The organism is Thermosulfuriphilus ammonigenes (assembly GCF_011207455.1).
GTDB classification, from domain to species: Bacteria; Desulfobacterota; Thermodesulfobacteria; order Thermodesulfobacteriales; family ST65; genus Thermosulfuriphilus; species Thermosulfuriphilus ammonigenes.
Window position 1 is genome coordinate 726,442 of the sequence record NZ_CP048877.1, and the last position, 14,506, is coordinate 740,947.

The window sequence follows — 14,506 nt, forward strand, 5'->3', positions numbered from 1 at the left end:
TAAATCCCAAAGTCTTAGGGGGTAAAAGAGGTGAAGAGAATCTTTGGTTTTCTGCTCATTATTCTGCTTTTGATAGTTATCGCTGGAACGGCGGCCATCTTTTTCTTTAAGTTTGAGAGCACTCCGCCCCAGGTATCGGCTAAGATTCCCCAGGTAGCCGGTAAGAAGTTCAAGATCAGTTTCCAGGCCGGCGATGAGCAGAACGGACTCCGCAAGATAGTGGTGCTCATCACTCAGGGCAAACTTAAGAAGAATGTTTTTGCCGAGACCTATCCGGTCTCGGCCTTAAAGGGTAGCCCGGTAAAGGAAAGATCCTACGAGCTGGAGATCCTGGCCGACAAGCTTGGGCTTAGGGAGGGAGAGGCCCAGGTGAGTATTCTGGCCTGGGATGGCTCCTGGAGCGGTGGGCTTAAAGGCAACCTGGTTGAGAAAAGCCAGAAGGTGCGAATAGACTTAACCCCGCCCCGAATCATCCCTCTTTCCTTCACCCACAATATTCGTCAGGGAGGGGCCAACCTGGTGGTCTTTAAGCTGGAAGAACCGGTAAGCCGCCAGGGAGTCGTCTTCGGAAAACATTTCTTTAAGGGCTATCCTACAGGAGATGGTGTTTACGTGTGTTATATCGCTCTGCCTTACAACCTCCGCAATCCCGGACGCCTGGCCATTCAGGCCCGCGATCTGGCCGGCAACGAAAGTGAGATCCCCTTAAACTTTCGGGCCCGGCCCATGAGATTCAAAAAGGATCGCATCAATATCTCCGATCGCTTTCTGACCCGTAAAATGCCGGAGTTTCTTCAGCGCTATCCTCAATATTCCTCGGACCGCCTAATTGAAGTCTTCCTTAAGGTAAATCGGGAGCTTCGGGCGGAAAACAACCGACAGATTAGAGAGATCTGCACCCAGTCTGTAGCCGAAAGACTCTGGAAGGGGGCCTTCCTGCGGCTTCCGCGCTCGGCCACCCGGTCAACCTTTGCTGACCATCGCTATTACTATTACCGGGGCCGCAAGATAGACGAACAGTACCACCTGGGGATAGACTTAGCCTCGGTAGCCCATGCCCCTGTTCCGGCGGCCAACACCGGCAAAGTGGTCTTCGCCAACTATCTGGGTATCTATGGCAATACCGTCATCATCGACCACGGCCAGGGTCTCTTTTCCATGTATTCTCACCTTAGCAGTCTCAATGTCTCCCCTGGTCAGAAGGTAAACAAGGGGGAGATTATCGGCCACACTGGCATGACCGGCCTGGCCGGAGGTGACCATCTCCACTACGCCATGCTGGTTCAGGGGATCTTTGTTGACCCTCTCCAGTGGTGGGATTCTCACTGGATAGACGTCCACATCGAGAGCAAACTTCAGGGAATCCATGGGGAAAATTAAACGTCTTCCCCAGGAGATAGCCCGAAAGATTGCCGCCGGCGAGGTAATCGAACGACCGGCCTCGGTGGTTAAGGAACTGGTGGAAAACGCCCTTGATGCCGGGGCCAGCAGAGTAGAGATAGATCTGGACAAGGGGGGTAAGGCCCTCATCAGGGTCCGTGACGACGGTCAGGGGATCCCGGCGGAGGATCTCCCCTTGGCCGTGGAACGGCACGCCACCAGCAAGATAGGCAGCGAGGCCGACCTGGAGGCCATAAGGACCCTGGGCTTTCGAGGTGAGGCCCTGGCGGCTATAGGGTCCGTCTCCCACCTTATCATCACCTCCAGACCACCAGAAAGCCCCCTTGGAGCCCGGGTTGAAGTCCGCTTCGGGCAAAAGAGTGAGGTTGTTGAGGCTGGCTGTCCCCAGGGCACCGTAGTCGAGGTGGCCGATCTTTTCGCCAACCTCCCGGCCCGGAGACGCTTTCTCAAAAGCGATCGGGCGGAGACCACCAGGATTCTGGAGACAGTGAAGGCCCTGTCTCTGGCCTGGGAGGGGGTCTCCTTCAGGCTAAAAGGCCAAGGGCGCCTCCTGCTTAACCTGCCTCGGGAGGATCTCCCCGACCGTCTGGGGCGTCTTCTTGGTCTTGGCAAAAAAGACTTCTTACCTCTTTCCCTGGAAAAAGAGGGGGTGAAACTCTTCGGGTTTCTTAGTCGGCCGGAGAAGGCCCGACATGATCCACGTAGTCTCTACTTCTATGTGCTTCGAAGGCCAGTAAAAAGTAGCCTTTTGGCCCGAGCCCTTAATGAGGCGACAAAGGGCTTTTTTATGAGCCGAAGCTATCCTGCCGGGGCCATTTTTCTTGACCTTCCCCCGGAAAGAATCGACGTCAATGTTCATCCGGCCAAACTGGAAGTTCGCTTCCGAACCGAAGGCCAGATCTTTTCCCTCCTTCATCAGGCTGTCCGTCAGGCCCTTTTAGAAAAGAGCCGCCTTAAGGCGGTTGAAACCCGGCCCTTCACCCCCCAGCTCGAGGATATCCCCTTAGAGGGAGCCCTGGAGTCCGCAGCTTCAAGCAAGGAAGCTCCCGTGGTGGCTGAGAGCACCTTTAACTATCACTCCCCCGGACCGCGTCCTTTAGGGCAGATCCTGGCTACCTACATTCTCTGTGAGGGAGACGAAGGACTGGTTATCTATGATCAGCACGCCCTTCATGAGCGCATCCTTTATGAAAAACTCCGGCGGGCGGTGAAGGAAAAGGGGCTGGCCGGAGAACCCCTTCTCTTTCCGGTCGTCTTTGAGGCCCAGGCCCCGATCATCGAAGCCGCCGAGGAGGCCCGGAGGTTTCTTCAGCGTTTGGGCATTGAGGCCCGCCCCTATGGGCCTGGACAGATAGCTGTCTATTCCTGGCCGCGGGGGTTCCTTAAGGAAGACATTCCCCGGGTGGTCAGCGATATTCTTGGCCGCCTATCCCAGGGGAGGATGCCAGAGGGCTCCCTGCTTCATGAGATCCTGGCCCTTCTGGCCTGTCGTGCGGCAGTTAAGGCCGGCGACCACCTGACCGAGGCCGAAATGACCGAGCTTTTGAAGGAGGCAGAGCGTTTCCCCTCTGACTACTGCCCTCACGGTCGCCCAACCTCAGCCTACCTGAAAAAGATGGATTTGGAGAGGCTCTTCAGACGGAAATGATCAGGGTTGTTGTCATCTGTGGCCCCACCGGAGTGGGTAAAACAGCCACGGCCATAAAGCTGGCCCGGGAGATAAAAGGAGAGATCGTAGGGGCAGACTCCCTTCAGATCTATCGCTACCTGGATATCGGCACGGCCAAACCAACGCCCGAAGAGCGAGCTCTGGTGCCCCACCATCTGATAGACATCCTTGAACCTCATCAACCCTTTGACGCCGCCAAGTTTGTGCACCTGGCCGATAAGGCCATTTCGGAGATCGTCTCCCGGGATAGGACGCCTTTAGTCGTTGGAGGGACCGGTCTCTACATCAAGGCCCTTATCTATGGTTTAGCCCCCTTAAGCGGTAAGGTTGGCCCTGTAAGGGAGCGGCTAAAAGAGGAGCTTCGGGAAAGGGGCCGAGAGGTCCTCTACAGGCGACTTCAAAGCATCGATCCTCAGGCCGCCGCCCGGATTTCGCCAGGTGATACCGTCCGCCTTCTGCGGGCTCTGGAAATCTACGAGCTCACGGGAGAGCCGGCCAGCAGGATCTGGGAAAGGCATCGCTTTGCCCGGCCCCGCTACCAGGCCCTGAAAATCGGCCTTACTCTTCCCCGCCCCATCCTTTACGCCCGGATCGAAGAACGGACCAGACAAATGTTCGCCCAGGGCCTTGTAGAGGAGGTGAAGGGCCTTCTGTCCCGGGGATTCTCTCCAGACATCAAACCCCTTAAAGCTATCGGCTACCGTCAGGTCGTGGCCTATCTTGAGGGAAAACTCACCCTGGAGGAGACCGTGGCCGAAGTGGTTAAAGAAACCAAGCGCTACGCCAAACGACAACTGACCTGGTTTCGGGCCGACAAGGAAATCTTCTGGTTCTCCCCCCAGGAGACGGAGAAGATCATCGAGCTTACCCGGAGGTTCCTTGCCCAACGATGAACATTCCCAATCTGATCACCCTTCTGAGAATCCTCCTTGTTCCGGCCTTTGTTATTCTCCTGTTGAGGGGCTATCGGGAGGGGGCCCTGGCCTTATTTATTGCCGCCGGGGTTAGCGACGGGCTGGATGGTTTTCTGGCCCGGAGCCTTAAACAGCAGACCACTTTAGGGGCCGTACTTGACCCCCTGGCCGACAAGCTACTCCTTTCCACCTCTTATGTCACCCTGGCCATCATCTCTTACCTGCCTGATTGGCTGGCAGTCCTGGTAATCTCCCGAGATGTGCTTATTACCCTGGGAGTGGTGATCATCTTTATCTTTCGTAGCCAGGTAGAAATCAGACCAACCCTCATCAGCAAGGCCACCACCTGCCTCCAGATAGCCACTGTGGCTCTGGCTCTCTATAATGGAGAAGGAGTCGGGTTAAAATACTTCATCTACCTTACGGCGGCGGCTACTATCTGTTCTGGACTTCACTATGTATATAAAGGGATCCGACTTCTCTCTGAGGAGAACTGATGCCCGTATTTGATAACCAAAAGTGGACCAACCTTCTTCAGCTGGCCAGATCGGGCCGAATTGCTCCTGTATATCTCTTCACCGGAGACGAAACCCTTTGCCGCCTGCGTCTCAAGGAACTAAGCCGCTGTCTCCATGAACAAGGATACCTCTTAAAGGAACTCGAAGACGAAGAGGAACTTTTCCACGAGCTCTCAAGCGGATCACTTCTGGGGATAAGACAGCTTCTGCGTCCAGACCCCCCTCTTTCGCCCGGGGGCCAGGAACGGCTGGCCAGGATGGTGCGCGGCGGTCTTCCTCCAGGTCTTTGTGTAGCCCTTTTTCTATCTGGCCCCGGCGAGTCCCTCAAAAAGGCCGCCCGAGATAAAGGAGCTCTGATCCATCTCCGCCCCCCGGGAAAGGGTAGAGACCGACGCCCCCTTTTTAAGGAAGAGGCCTTAAGATTGGCCTCCGCCTGGGGAAAGACTCTGGGGTCAGGAGCCCTTGAGCTCCTTTACCAGAGGATCGGCGATGACCTCTTTGCCCTGGCCACGGAGATCGAAAAACTGGCCCTGGCTGCCGGCCCCAGAAGGGAGATCTCCAAAGACCTGGTTGATGAGCTCACTCCTCTGATAAAAGAAGAGTCCCTCCTGGGACTGGCCGAGACCATCACCACCGGAGACCTCAGGAGGGCTCTGAGAATCATTCACCGCCTTCTTGAAGGAAGCGGTCTTCCGGCCCTTAAGATTCTGGCTGCCCTGGCCACTTATCTGCGTCGTCTCCTTCAGGCCCTCTGTCTCCTGGAAGAAGAGGGGTTGGATACCCTACCCTCCTATCCGATCTTCAGCAAAACCATCTTCCCCAAGTTAAAGGAAAAGCTGCCCGAATATCCTGATCTAAAAGGCCTTCATCCCTATGCCCTCTACCTTCTACTTGAACGGGCCAGACCCCAGAGACTCGATGACCTGATAGAGATTTATCTCCAGCTGGCCGAGACCGATATGGCCCTGAAAGGAGGATCCTCCCTAGGATACCTGACCTTGGAGAATTTCGTGGTAACCTGGGCCAGAAAGACCGGAGGAATAAGATGAGCCTCTATCATCGCCTGGCCAAGTTTCTTTTTGAGGCGGCCATGCTCAAGAGAACACCGCGCACCGGGTATCAATACCTGGGCAGTGGGGAGGAAAACGTTGCCGCCCACAGTTATGGCACAGCTATCATCGGAATGGTCCTTTCTGAAATGGCTAAAGACGTGGACCGGTGCCGGTTAATCTGCCTCTGTCTCCTCCACGACCTGCTTGAGGCCCGCACCGGCGATCTAAACGCCCTCAACAAACTCTATGAAGAGCCCGATGAGGAGGCGGCAGCAGAGGACATGGCCCGGGATCTGCCCTTTGGAGACCGGATCAGAGAACTCCTTAGCGAGTATCGAACCGGCCAGAGCCGGGAGGCCCTTTTGGCCCACGATGCCGACCAGCTGGATATGCTCCTTTCTCTCAAGGAGCAACAGGACCTTGGAAACCCCTACGCTCCCCGCTGGATCAAATTTGTCAAACGAAGAATCAAGACCCCGGAGGCCCGCCGCCTGGCTGAGGCCATCTGTGAGACGGATTGGGCCAGCTGGTGGCTGGATAAATTCGTAGAAAGGGGAGATGAAGGTTGAAAAAGCTTCTTCTGTTCCTCATCTTGGCGGTCATCGGTCTAAATAGCCCGGCAGTGGCCCAAAAAATTACCCTTATTTATACGGGAAAGACCTGGGGTGAGGTGGCCCCCTGCCACACCTGAAAGGGAGTTCTGGTGGGAGGGCTGGCCCGGAGGGTCGCCTTCATAAAAAAAATCAAGGCCGAGGCCCCAAACGTTGTCTTGGTAGACACCGGTGACAGTCTTGCCTTCTGGCCAGAGCTTAGACCACTTCAGATGGGTATGGCCCAAAGAAAGGCCGCTGCTCTGGCCAAGGTTTATCACTATCTGGGGTATGAGGCGGTGGGGATCGGCCGCCGGGATCTAGGGCTGGGAGCTAAAGAACTTAAGCGTCTCTCCCGCGAGGTTCCCCTTATCTCGAGTAATTTAAAGACCCGGGACTTTACTCCTCTAAAGGAGAAGGTGGTAGAGGTCGCAGGGGTAAGGATCGGTATTTTCGCCCTTACCGCCCCGATCCAAAAAACGGGCTTTGCCATGGAGGATCCTCTTACGGCGGCCGAAAAATCGGTGTCTCGTTTAAGAGAGCAGGGAGCTGACCTGGTGATCTGCCTCTCCAACCTGGGGGAAGAAGGAGACGAAGATCTGGCCGAGGATATCAGGGGGATAGATCTTATCCTGGGAAGTGGACCGGGGCCGCGCTTGTACAAGCCGGAAGAAATCGACGGAGTCTTTATTTTTCGCCCCCATCCCAAGGGAAAATCAGTAGGGGTCATAACCCTTACCTTCAACCAGGGAAGGCTGGAGGCCATCAGTCACCAGCTATATCTTTTAGAGGCTGATAAATATCCCGAAGATGCGGAAACAGCCATTTGGCTCAAAGAACAAGGGCTTCTCCCCCAAGGGTACTAAAGCTCTGGCCGAGGTCTGCAACCTCTGTGGGGCCTGCGAAGCTGTCTGCCCCATCTATCGTCTGACCGGCCTTGAAACCCTGGTGGCCCGGGGGAAAATGGCCCTTGTACGCTTCAGTGATATTCCCTCCCAGAGACCTTTCCGGGGCTGTCTTTTATGTGGGGCCTGCAAAGCTGGCTGTTCCGCAGGCGCAGATGCCCCGGAGGTGGTCCGACGTCAGAGAAAGGAAGGGCTAGGAGGGCTGAATTTTGCCCTCTCCCTCTGGCGGAATGATCCGACCCGCGAGGCCGTTGTGGATCTCCTCCGCCGCGGAACTGGCCTGGCTTTAAGGATCAGCGGACTCAAAGTCCCCGAACTCCCAAGGCCAGACCTGGCCACCGTAGCCCAGATGATGGGGGCTACCGCCCCCCGGGAGATAGCCATCTTTACCGGCTGTGGTGGCAACTATCTCTTTCCAGAGGCCAGCTACAGCCTCTGGAGGTTGCTGAATGGCCGGGCCTACTTTCCGGCAGAACAGACCTGTTGTGGCCTTCCCTTTCTCTCCTTGGGGCTTAAGGAAGAGGCCCGAGAGCTTGCCCGGCGCAACCTAAAGGCCCTTGCCGGGGCCAGGGTGATTATCACTCCCTGTGTCTCCTGTGCCGCCGCCTTAGAAGAATACCCAAATCTCCTTACGCCCTCAGAAGGAAAGGCCGCTACAGAAATCCTCAAGCGTCTCAAAGGCCCTGAGGCCTTGCTACCCAGACCTAAAAGGATCACCCCCTTTGCCTTTCATATCCCCTGTCATCTCCGCTTCTCTCTCAAGGAAGAGGCCCCCTTTGTTGAGGCCATGAGGGAGATCTTCGGTGAAACCTTCTCGCCTCTTGAAAGGGCCTGCTGCGGCTTCGGAGGGCTTTTACCTCTTCTGGAGAGGAAACTGGCTTATCGAATCCTGGAAAAAAGAGTGGCGGGCCTTCCTGAAGACGTCCCTGTGGTCACCAACTGCACCGCCTGCCTTATCGCCTTAAGACAGAAGCTTCCCAAAGAGAAGGTCAGACACCTTTACACCTTCTGGCTAGATCCAGAAGAGGCCACTCCCTGGCCTCCTTATTAAGGAGGGAATATGTCCAGAATCCTGATAGTAGAGGATGAAAGAGACATTGCTGATCTTGAGGCCTTTCATCTCCAGAGGGCCGGCTTTCAGACCCTCCTGGCCGAGACAGGTCAGGAGGCTCTGAAACACCTGGAAGGAGGAGATATAGATCTGATCATCCTTGACCTAATGCTCCCTGATATGGATGGGCTGGAGATTATCAAGCGGGTCCGGCTTCGGGAGAGGCTTCAGCGGCTACCTATAATCGTTGTCACCGCCAAGGGAGAGGAGATGGACAGGATATTGGGCCTTGAGCTGGGGGCAGACGATTACGTCGTTAAGCCCTTTAGCCCCCGAGAACTGGTCCTCAGGGTCAAGGCGGTGCTTAAGAGAACCGGCTCCCGGGAGGAAACCGGAGGGATCATTCGTATAGATGGTCTGACTATCGATGAGGAACGTTTTCAAGTCCTGATAAATGGGACCCCTGTAAAGCTAACGGCCACAGAATTTCGGCTTCTCTCCACCCTGGCCCGGGCCAGGGGCCGAGTGATGACCCGAGAAGTTCTGCTGGATAAGGTCTGGGGCTATCACTTTGAGGGATACGCCCGGACGGTGGACACCCACATCCGAAGGCTTCGCAAGAAACTTGGCCCCATGGCCGACTACATCGAAACCGTCTGGGGGGTAGGGTATCGTTTTCGGGAATGAACTTATCTTTTTAAGTCTAGGGGTTCTCTTAGGTCTGGGTGGAGCCCTTCTGTTTCTTAAAAAGAGGGGGGGCCGAGAGCTTAAGTCTCCCCTGCCTCCCCCCGGAGAGAAGACCTGCGACGAAAGAGATTATTTAATCAAGGCCCTGGATTGCCTCGAGGAGGGGGTGGCCCTGCTGGATCATTCCGGCAAGATCCTCCAGACCAATTCCCTCTTCTCTTTTCTCCTCCCGGCCCCTGACCCTCAGGGCCGCAATATTCGGGAGATCCTCCGCAAACCAGAATTTGTCGCCGCCCTCACCAGGGAAGAGGAGATCACGGTTTACCTGGACCCCAGCTGGACCGGCCGGGGGCATCTTGAAGTCCGGCTGATTCCCCTGGCCGAAAGAAAGGTCCTTCTCCTTAAGGACGTTACCAGGATCCGCCAGATGGAAGTCAGTCAGAGAGACTTTATCGCCAATGTCTCCCACGAGCTCAAAACGCCCCTAACGGCTATTGCCGGCTACGCCGAGACCATTCTGGAGGAGAGCCAGGATGAAATCATAAGCCATTCCGCCAGAGTAATACTCAAACACTCCGAAAGGCTCACCAAACTTATCCGCAACCTCCTGACCCTCTCAAGTCTTAAGGGCCACCTTCTTGAAGAAAAGATTCTCCTTGAAGCCGTGGTGCTCCAGAGCCTGGAAGCGGTAACTTCCCTGGCCCGAGAGAAGCAAATAAAACTCACCTTTAAAGGCAAAGGGCAGGTGTTCCTTAGGGGAAAGGAGGATCTCCTCGTGCAGGCCCTTATAAACATTCTAGAAAATGCCATAAAGTTCTCCCCTCCAGGCTCAAAGGTGGAGCTCACCACAGAGACAGAAGGGCCGTGGATCAAAATAACCATTGCGGATCAAGGGCCGGGAATACCCGAAGAAGCCAAAGAGAGAATATTTGAGAGATTCTACCAGGCCGGGCGAGACAGGCGCCAAGGGGCCGGATTAGGTCTGGCCATCACTAAGGAGATCATCACCGTCCACGGAGGCTGCATCTGGGCCGAAAATCTCCCCTCAGGGGGAGCGGCGTTTCATATTATCCTGCCAGCAATTCCCTAAAGACCGCCATTTTTTTGTCAAAGATTCTCCATCAGTTTGTCATAGGCCGCCCCTAAAGTAGGCCCTGCCTATTCAGGCAAATCAAATCCTTTAAGGAGGTGTCTCCATGAAGATGTTATGGGGCTTTTTGCTGGTGCTTGTCCTCGTCGCTCCCGCCTGGAGCTACCAGGTAGATGACCCTTTGCTAAGGGTTCTTATCCGAAAGGGGATTCTCAGCGAAGACGAGGCCCTGGAAATTCTCCAGGAGGCCCGCAAGGAAAAGGTGCTTGAAGAGCAGAGGACACGAAAGATCGCCCAGGAAGTGGCCAGGAAGGAAAGTACCAAGGTGGCCCTGCCCAAAGGGCTAAGGGGAGTTAAACTGGGCACTCTTACCTACATTGACTACTCCGCCGGCAAGAAAAACGGAGAATCTTACAACAAGTTCGCCATCACCAGAGGATACCTCAACTTCAAAAAGAAGATAAATGACTGGTTGAGCTTTCGGATGACCCCGGATGTCCATCTAGATGATAATGGTGACCTTAATGTGCGTATCAAATATGCCTATGCCGGTTTCAAGCTCCCCTCCTTCGGTTTCCTGACCGATATCAAGATGGAGGCCGGCCAGGGCCACTTCCCCTGGCTCGATTTTCAGGAGCATATCAACCCCTACCGGGCTCAGGGAACCATGGCCCGGGAGCGGGCCGGAACTTTCAACTCCGCTGATGTCGGCGTCTCCATCGCCGGATACTTCGGGGGCCGGCTGGACAAGACCTATGTCCGGGAGCTCTCCAGCCACTACCCCGTCTTTAACCATTACGATGGTAAGTATGGTTCCTGGTGGTTCTCGGTGATGAATGGCGGTGGTTATCACGCCAAGGAGAATAACCAGAACAAGGTCATCGAAGGCCGGATCACCCTAAGACCTTTTGGGGATTATACCCAGGGGTTTATGCCGCTGGCTGGTCTTCAGTTCAGCTACTTCTTCATCCGGGGAGAGGGGAACAACACCCCGGCAGAAAACTACTCCAGCGGCTACAGCTCCGGGCTGGTCAGCGCCAACACCTCCCTTGATAGCTGGAACAAGGAATATCCAGACTACAACCTGGACCTCTTTATGCTTTCCTACCAGCACACCTGGTTTGTGATCACCCTGGAGTACAGCACCTCTGAGGGCAATAATTCCGGCAAATGGGTTGGCCCCACCGGCGAGGCCCTGGACACCGAGCTCTGGTCTGTCTTTGCCGATGTCACTCTGCCGGTCTTCGGTGAGAGGCTTCACCTCTTCGGTCGTTATGACAGCTTCGATCCCGATGAAGACGATGTCTGGACTGCCGGTATCGGAGACGATGAATACGACCTCTACATGGTTGGTCTGGCCTACCAGGTCTACAAAAAGAACATGATCCTTCTGGTCAATGAGTGGGTGGACTATGAGCGCAACAACGGCGGGCTCAAAAAGCTCCCTTCGGTTAACAAGGCCCTGGACAACGACTACCGAATCCAGCTGGTCTATCAGGTGAGTTTCTGATACCCTCTGACTCTCCTCCTCCCGGACGGGCTGACCGGCCCGTCCGGGCCCCAAAAGGGGGAGCTGGAAATCTAGCGAATAAAAAACTAGCTTATAGGCAGGCTTAACAAAGGAGGGCTCTATGAAACGATTACTTATTCTTATGAGCGTCATAATGCTTCTGGCCCTGGGAATCTCCCCGGCAGGGGCTAAAAAGGTCCAGCTTTTAGGGGCCGGGGCCACTTTCCCCTACCCTCTTTACTCCAAGTGGTTTTCCGTCTATCACCAGAAAACCGGAGTCAAGATTAACTATCAGGCTATTGGCTCCGGTGGGGGAATACGCCAGATCATCAATCGCACCGTGGATTTTGGGGCCTCAGACGCCCCTATGAGCGACCAAGAACTGGCCAAGGCCCCGGGAAAGATTCTTCATATCCCCACGGCTTTGGGAGCAGTGGCGGTGGTTTTTAATGTTCCGGGAGTCACCGAACTTAAGCTTTCCCCGGAGGTTTTGGTCGATATCTTCCTTGGCCGGATCAAAAAGTGGAACGACCCAGCTATAAAGGCCCTAAACCCCCAGGCCAAACTCCCCAAACTTCCCATAATGGTGGCCCATCGTTCCGACGGATCCGGAACAACCTATGTTTTTACCGACTATTTAAGCAAGGTCAGTCCTGAATGGGCCAAACGCGTGGGCCGAGGGAAATCTGTCAACTGGCCAGTGGGAATCGGTGGCAAGGGCAACCAGGGAGTAGCCGGTATTGTTCTCCAGATTCCAGGAACCATCGGTTATGTAGAGGTCTCTTATGCTGAACAGAGCAAAATGGCCGTGGCTGCCCTTAAAAATAAGGCCGGGAACTTCATCAAACCAACCCTTTCAGCGATAAGCGCTGCAGCCAAGATAGAAATTCCAGATGATACCCGGTGCTCCTTAACCGACACCGAGGCCCCCGAAGGATACCCCATCTCGGCCATGACTTGGTTGCTGGTCTATCAGGAGCAGGCTTACGGCAATCGCTCTTACGAGCGGGCCAAGACCTTGGTTGATCTTCTCTGGTGGTGTATCCATGAGGCCCAGCAGTACAACGAACCCCTGCTCTATGGACGGCTCCCGGAAAACGTGGTCAAAAAGGCCGAAAAGATAATCGAATCCATAACCTACAAAGGAACCCCCATCCTAAATCACTAAGTAAACATAAGAGGCCAAGGAGCTGGAGTCACAAACTCCTTGGCCCCTTATTGCTCCTCAGGGATAAGAAAACCCCCCCTCCCTCGGGTTATCAATCGATAGGTATGGCCGATAAGAAGCGGAAAATTCCAGGGACCATGCCCTACAGGAAGACCAGCAATAATAGGAAGATGGGAAGGAATTGTCTCCAGGATGAGGTCCCAGGCTATCTCTCCGCAAAAGGTAAAATTACCCAAAGCCAGGCCGGAGATCTTCTCCAAGATGCCGGCGAGGTGAAGCTGTTTAAATAGACGATCCACCCGGTAAGGAGCCTCGCCGACCTCCTCTAAGAAGAGGATAGCCCCTTCGGCCCTGGGGATAAAAGGGGTACCCACAAGACTGACAAAAGTTGTCAGGTTACCGCCAATAAGTGTCCCTCTGGCTTCGCCCTCTTGCACGGCACTCCCCTGAAGAGTGGGAAGGGCCCCGGAAAAGAGGACCTCTCTGAGAGCCCTAAGGGTCTCAAGGGAACTAATCTCTAGGGTGGCCACCAACGGGGCATGGAGTCCTTTAAGGGAGGCCTTGGCCAAGGCCGCATTTAAAAGGGCCGTGGTGTCACTAAAGCCTATCAGCAAGGGGCCCTGGCGGGCCAAAAGCTCCCAGGGCAGGCGATCAAGGAGCCTCAGGGCCCCATAGCCTCCCCGGGCAGCCCAGAAGACAGAGATCTTCTGCCGGAGAAGAAACAGAATCTGGCCCAGACGGTCAACATCTGAGGCCGCTAGGTAGCGCCTTGGAGGCGAGGGAGGAGGAAGCAGGGGGGAGAGATCCAGGGCCTCAAGAAGCCTCAGGCCAGCCAGGAATCCCCTCCGAGGAGGAGGGCTTGAGGGGAAGAAGACCCCAAGCTGCTCCCCTGGTCTAAGAGGCTTTATTGCGCTCATAAAAGATCCGCAGGCCCTCCAGGGTAAGGTGGGGAGTGACAGTTTCGATACGCTGGCTGTATCGGGCCATGACAGGAGCCAGGCCGCCGGTGGCCACTATCTTGGCTCTCTGCCCCATCTCTCTTTCCAGCTGTTCAATCAGACCGTCGGTCAGGGCCGCAAAGCCGAGAATAAGACCAGCCCTCATACTCTCCATGGTATTTTTGCCGATGGCCCGCTCCGGATAGGAAAAAAGTTCTACCTTGGGAAGCCGGGCGGCCTTGACGAAAAGGGCCTCAGCCGCCGGCGAAAGCCCCGGGGCAATGGCCCCTCCAAGGTATTCTCCCCTATCAGAGACACAATCAAAGGTGGTGGCAGTGCCATAATCTACCACTATAAGTGAACGACGATAGCGCTCCCAAGCAGCCAAGGCATTGATAAGCCGGTCAGCCCCAACTTCGGCCGGATGGTCATAAAGAATAGGAATACCAATCACCCCATCCTCTCCGACAACCCTTATCGGGCAATCAAGATAACGGCGAACAAATTCCCGAAACGGCCAAAGAAGAGGGGGAACCACACAGGCTATCGCTACGGCCGAGATCTGCCGAAGGGCAATCCCCTTAAGCTCCATAAGCCCTTTTAGGGAGAGGGCTATCTCATCAGCGGTGAGCTCGTGTTCGGTCTTTAGCCGGAAATCGGCTACCAGGGTATCTCCTTTGAAAATCCCGACCACGATATTGGTATTACCGACATCTATAGCCAAGAGCATGCCCTTATGCTTAGACATTGGCCAACTTTTTGCAAGAGTTTTTTAATAAAGAACAAAAGCGAGTCAGGATCAAATGATGCCGATAAAAAATATAAGAAAGGACTCCCAGGGAAGGGGGTAAGAGCCATGGGACGCCGGATCCATAGTTTCCTCTGTCATCATTTCAACAGCCTCCACGTCTTCTGTAAACTGCGAAGGCTAAAAGTACCCAAGCCGCTGGCCTACCAAGTGGCTGTCTGGTGGGAGAAGAAGGTTCACCGGGTTCTTTATTCTCGTTGAGGCT

At 55.0% G+C, this 14,506-nt stretch carries 16 protein-coding genes; 14 read left to right on the plus strand and 2 right to left on the minus strand.

Annotated features, from left to right (window positions below):
- The first annotated feature begins 30 nt into the window (after positions 1-30).
- From G4V39_RS03515 to pstS, 13 genes are all read left to right on the plus strand, one after another.
- Complete coding sequence (locus G4V39_RS03515) at positions 31-1,380, plus strand: M23 family metallopeptidase (RefSeq protein WP_166031619.1); 1,350 nt, start codon at positions 31-33, stop codon at positions 1,378-1,380.
- Positions 1,367-3,049 (plus strand): DNA mismatch repair endonuclease MutL, encoded by a 1,683-nt coding sequence (gene mutL / locus G4V39_RS03520; RefSeq protein WP_166031620.1) that lies wholly within the window; start codon positions 1,367-1,369, stop codon positions 3,047-3,049. Before G4V39_RS03515 ends, mutL begins: the two co-directional genes overlap by 14 nt.
- On the plus strand, positions 3,046-3,963 hold the full coding sequence (gene miaA, locus G4V39_RS03525) for a tRNA (adenosine(37)-N6)-dimethylallyltransferase MiaA (protein WP_166031621.1): 918 nt from the start codon (positions 3,046-3,048) through the stop codon (positions 3,961-3,963). The genes mutL and miaA overlap by 4 nt, the downstream gene beginning before the upstream one ends.
- Positions 3,960-4,481 (plus strand): CDP-alcohol phosphatidyltransferase family protein, encoded by a 522-nt coding sequence (locus tag G4V39_RS03530; RefSeq protein WP_166031622.1) that lies wholly within the window; start codon positions 3,960-3,962, stop codon positions 4,479-4,481. The genes miaA and G4V39_RS03530 overlap by 4 nt, the downstream gene beginning before the upstream one ends.
- Complete coding sequence (gene holA / locus G4V39_RS03535) at positions 4,481-5,551, plus strand: DNA polymerase III subunit delta (protein WP_166031623.1); 1,071 nt, start codon at positions 4,481-4,483, stop codon at positions 5,549-5,551. The genes G4V39_RS03530 and holA overlap by 1 nt, the downstream gene beginning before the upstream one ends.
- Positions 5,548-6,123 carry an HD domain-containing protein gene (locus G4V39_RS03540; RefSeq protein ID WP_166031624.1) on the plus strand — a complete coding sequence of 192 codons (576 nt, stop codon included), beginning with the start codon at positions 5,548-5,550 and terminating at the stop codon, positions 6,121-6,123. Before holA ends, G4V39_RS03540 begins: the two co-directional genes overlap by 4 nt.
- Positions 6,120-6,245: a hypothetical protein gene (locus G4V39_RS11380; RefSeq protein WP_258557616.1), complete on the plus strand. Its 126-nt coding sequence runs from the start codon at positions 6,120-6,122 to the stop codon at positions 6,243-6,245. The genes G4V39_RS03540 and G4V39_RS11380 overlap by 4 nt, the downstream gene beginning before the upstream one ends.
- Before the next feature lie 12 nt (positions 6,246-6,257).
- Positions 6,258-7,010: a bifunctional UDP-sugar hydrolase/5'-nucleotidase gene (locus G4V39_RS03545; RefSeq protein WP_166031625.1), complete on the plus strand. Its 753-nt coding sequence runs from the start codon at positions 6,258-6,260 to the stop codon at positions 7,008-7,010.
- Complete coding sequence (locus G4V39_RS03550) at positions 6,955-8,100, plus strand: (Fe-S)-binding protein (protein WP_166031626.1); 1,146 nt, start codon at positions 6,955-6,957, stop codon at positions 8,098-8,100. Before G4V39_RS03545 ends, G4V39_RS03550 begins: the two co-directional genes overlap by 56 nt.
- Positions 8,101-8,109: 9 nt before the next feature.
- A complete protein-coding gene (locus tag G4V39_RS03555) occupies positions 8,110-8,787 on the plus strand; it encodes a response regulator transcription factor (protein ID WP_166031627.1) in 678 nt (225 codons plus the stop codon).
- A gap of 166 nt (positions 8,788-8,953) precedes the next feature.
- Positions 8,954-9,877 (plus strand): sensor histidine kinase, encoded by a 924-nt coding sequence (locus tag G4V39_RS03560; RefSeq protein WP_166031628.1) that lies wholly within the window; start codon positions 8,954-8,956, stop codon positions 9,875-9,877.
- Between the two features lie 106 nt (positions 9,878-9,983).
- Positions 9,984-11,387, plus strand: coding sequence for a hypothetical protein (locus tag G4V39_RS03565; protein WP_166031629.1), 1,404 nt, complete (start codon positions 9,984-9,986; stop codon positions 11,385-11,387).
- A 121-nt stretch (positions 11,388-11,508) separates the two neighbouring features.
- Positions 11,509-12,555 carry a phosphate ABC transporter substrate-binding protein PstS gene (pstS, locus tag G4V39_RS03570; RefSeq protein WP_166031630.1) on the plus strand — a complete coding sequence of 349 codons (1,047 nt, stop codon included), beginning with the start codon at positions 11,509-11,511 and terminating at the stop codon, positions 12,553-12,555.
- Between the two features lie 47 nt (positions 12,556-12,602).
- Here the strand turns inward: pstS and G4V39_RS03575 are convergent, their stop codons facing one another.
- Both G4V39_RS03575 and G4V39_RS03580 read right to left on the minus strand, forming a co-directional pair.
- Positions 12,603-13,472 (minus strand): S66 peptidase family protein, encoded by an 870-nt coding sequence (locus G4V39_RS03575; RefSeq protein ID WP_166031631.1) that lies wholly within the window; start codon positions 13,470-13,472, stop codon positions 12,603-12,605.
- Positions 13,450-14,241, minus strand: coding sequence for a type III pantothenate kinase (locus G4V39_RS03580; protein WP_246169726.1), 792 nt, complete (start codon positions 14,239-14,241; stop codon positions 13,450-13,452). Before G4V39_RS03580 ends, G4V39_RS03575 begins: the two co-directional genes overlap by 23 nt.
- 108 nt (positions 14,242-14,349) lie before the next feature.
- Here G4V39_RS03580 and G4V39_RS03585 point away from each other — a divergent pair, with 108 nt between their 5' ends.
- On the plus strand, positions 14,350-14,502 hold the full coding sequence (locus tag G4V39_RS03585; RefSeq protein ID WP_166031632.1) for a hypothetical protein: 153 nt from the start codon (positions 14,350-14,352) through the stop codon (positions 14,500-14,502).
- The last annotated feature ends 4 nt before the right edge of the window (positions 14,503-14,506 follow it).